A 2,849-nucleotide genomic window follows, 5' to 3' on the forward strand; every position below is an offset into this window, starting at 1 on the left:
TGAGGCGAATAGCTTCGTTGCAATCGGTTAGTGCACCCTGTAAATCTCCCTGGTCATAGCGGACAACACCCCGATTGTAGTAAGCATCAGCATAGCTAGGATTGAGGCGAATAGCTTCGTTGCAATCGGTTAGTGCACCCTGTAAATCTCCCTGGTCATAGCGGACAACACCCCGATTGCTGTAGGCTTCAGCATAGTTAGGTTCGAGGCGAATAGCTTCGTTGTAATCGGCGATCGCACCCTCTATATCTCCCTGTTGTGAGCGGACAGCACCCCGACCGTTGTAAGCTTCAGCATCGTTAGGATTGAGGCGAATAGCTTCATTGAAATCGATTTCTCCTGACGGATTGCACTCATTTATGTCAATTTCTTCCACTTGTTGTGCTGACAACTGCGCGACAGCAAATTCAGCAGGTTGCACGCTCGCAATTGTTGCCACGATTAGCGCTGGTGGCAGTCGGTAATAAAAACTCATTTTTTAACCTCTCATGAGCTTTGAGATTTGAGCTCTTAGATTTGAGATTTGACATTTGAGATGGCTACCTCTGAATATTTTACTTTAATCGGACTCAAGCCAAGTGTCATACTCAAATCAACTCGTAGGCTGCGTCAGGCGGAGTGAGAAAGCGATTATTATTAAGGGTTGAGGCATCTGACGCACATTACTCTATTTTAGATGGCTCCCTCGGAATATTTTACTTTAGCTTTTAACTGCCGCCCACTGAGTTACGGGTGCAAGTGGCTTCCAACCCTGAAAAGAACCGATCGCCTCTACTCGCTGAATCCCAATTCTAATGAGTTCCCCGCCATAACGATCGTGCCATTGCAAAACTTTAAACTCGCTCTCAACTGTCACCGCATTAACAACTAATCGGCCGCCTTCACCTAAAGCATTCCAGCAAGTTTCCAGCACAGATTCTGCCGTGACACCGCCACCGATGAAAATAGCATTCGGTTGAGGCAAATTTGTCAGGGCTTCCGGCGCTTCTCCCGCAACCATTTCGAGTTCGGGAACACCGAAAGTAGAGGCATTTTCGGCGATGTATTCCAATCGAGTCGGATGGCGTTCGATCGCGATCGCCCTGCACCGAGGATGACTCCGCATCCATTCGATCGCGATCGAGCCGCAGCCCGCCCCCACATCCCAAAGCAACTCTCCGGGAATCGGTGCTAACGTTGACAGAGTAACGGCTCGAACCTCCCGCTTGGTAAGTTGTCCGTCGTGGCGATAAGCAGCATCCGGCAAACCCGAGGTACGAGGGAAAATCACAGTTTCGCGATCGGCTGTAACTGCGATCGCGATCGTGTTCAAATCCGCCAAATCCGATTCATTCCAGGCTGCTGCTACCCTCTCGATCCGCCGTTCCAAGTTCCCTCCCATCCGCTCAAACACGGTCATCAAACTGCTGCCAAACCCCCGCTGCGTCAACAATTGTGCCACCTTTCCCGGCGTGTGTCTGTCAGCGCTCAACACCAGCAAGCGCGCGCCGGGGGACAAAGCAAGGGCGATGGATGCGATCGGGCGATTAGTCAAACTGAAAGTCTCAACTTGAGCTAGCGGCCAACCCAAACGGGCGCAAGCAAGACTAAAAGCCGATACCGCCGGAATCACAGTCATTTCCTCCATGGGAATCTGGCGCGACAGCCTGACGCCGATGCCGTGGCACATGGGATCGCCGCTTGCGAGCACACACACAGACTGTCCCCGGCGGCGGAGAATATCGTCAACTGTTGTCTGCAAAGGCGATGCCCAGAGCAATTTTTCGCGGGTGTCGTCGGTTGGTAGCATTGCTAGGTGACGGGCGCCACCAACAACGATTTGAGATTGAGAGAGGAGGGTAAAGGCGATCGGGCCGAGCCCCGAAAGTCCATCTTCGCCAATCCCCACCACCGAAAGCCATTTGTGCATTGCGGCCTTACTGCTAATTACTACTTATCGATTCTAAAGAATAATATCGGATTTCCATTCATAATTCTTTCTTCTACTTGTTTCATTCCGAGTCTTTCTGCGACTTTTTGCGACTCAATGTTTGGGCGATCACAAGTTGCGACAAGATAGTTAAAGCCAAGTTCATCAAAACCATAATCCAATATTTTGGTTGATGCTTCAGTAGCGTAACCTTTTTTAAGTGCTTTCGGCAGCAGTGCGTAAACTAACTGGGGCTGTGCTTCTTCAAAAAAATACCACAAACCAACAAATCCAATAGTTTCTCGATCGCTCTTAGTTTCGATAAACCACATACCGAATTGCTTTTGGGCAAACAGCTTTTTGTTTTCGGCAAGCATTTCTTCAACCTTTTGTAGCGACCAGATTTCGCCGTCGCACAGATATCTCCTCACATAGGCATCGATAAAAATTCTATGAAGCGTGTTGAGGTCGCTCTCCACAATCGGTTTCAAAACTAATCTCTCTGTTTCAAATATCCTAGGGATTATTTATGTTGGATTAAAGGGCGATCACACCTATCAATATTAGTCCAGGACGCACAGGTGGTCAGAAACCGGGTTTTTTATGAAAAGATGGGTTGCAGCGCGTAGATTCGGTAAAAAAGCCGGTTTCTTTGATAGGAGTGCGATCGCGAACTGTTTATTTTTGTAGTTGCGGTGTCTTCGCCGGCGGATTCATGCGTCCATGACTGTCTGAAAAATATTTTTCCCCAAACAAAAAGCGCCCCTATTTCTAGGAGCGCTTTTTGTTAATCTAGGACTAAAACTTAGCCATTGATAGAAGGAGCAACCAAAGCTACAGGAGTTGTCTCACTAGCAGCCAAGTCAAGCGGGAAGTTGTGAGCATTGCGCTCGTGCATTACTTCCATACCCAAGTTAGCGCGGTTGATCACATCAGCCCA

General features: G+C 48.8%; 3 protein-coding genes and 1 pseudogene. All 4 read right to left on the minus strand.

Annotation, left to right across the window (positions count from 1 at the left end):
- The coding region (locus QUA03_RS28430) for a tetratricopeptide repeat protein (protein WP_333217011.1) at positions 1–475 on the minus strand (475 nt) is incomplete at its 3' end.
- A 225-nt stretch (positions 476–700) separates the two neighbouring features.
- Positions 701–1,909, minus strand: coding sequence for a precorrin-6y C5,15-methyltransferase (decarboxylating) subunit CbiE (gene cbiE / locus QUA03_RS28435; RefSeq protein ID WP_333217013.1), 1,209 nt, complete (start codon positions 1,907–1,909; stop codon positions 701–703).
- Positions 1,910–1,929: 20 nt separating this feature from the next.
- Positions 1,930–2,400: a GNAT family N-acetyltransferase gene (locus QUA03_RS28440; protein ID WP_333217015.1), complete on the minus strand. Its 471-nt coding sequence runs from the start codon at positions 2,398–2,400 to the stop codon at positions 1,930–1,932.
- A 314-nt stretch (positions 2,401–2,714) separates the two neighbouring features.
- Positions 2,715–2,849: pseudogene (locus QUA03_RS28445) on the minus strand (photosystem II q(b) protein); the annotation flags it as partial.

Source organism: Microcoleus sp. S36b_A4 (assembly GCF_036700645.1).
In the GTDB taxonomy this organism is placed as follows: Bacteria; Cyanobacteriota; Cyanobacteriia; order Cyanobacteriales; family Microcoleaceae; genus Microcoleus.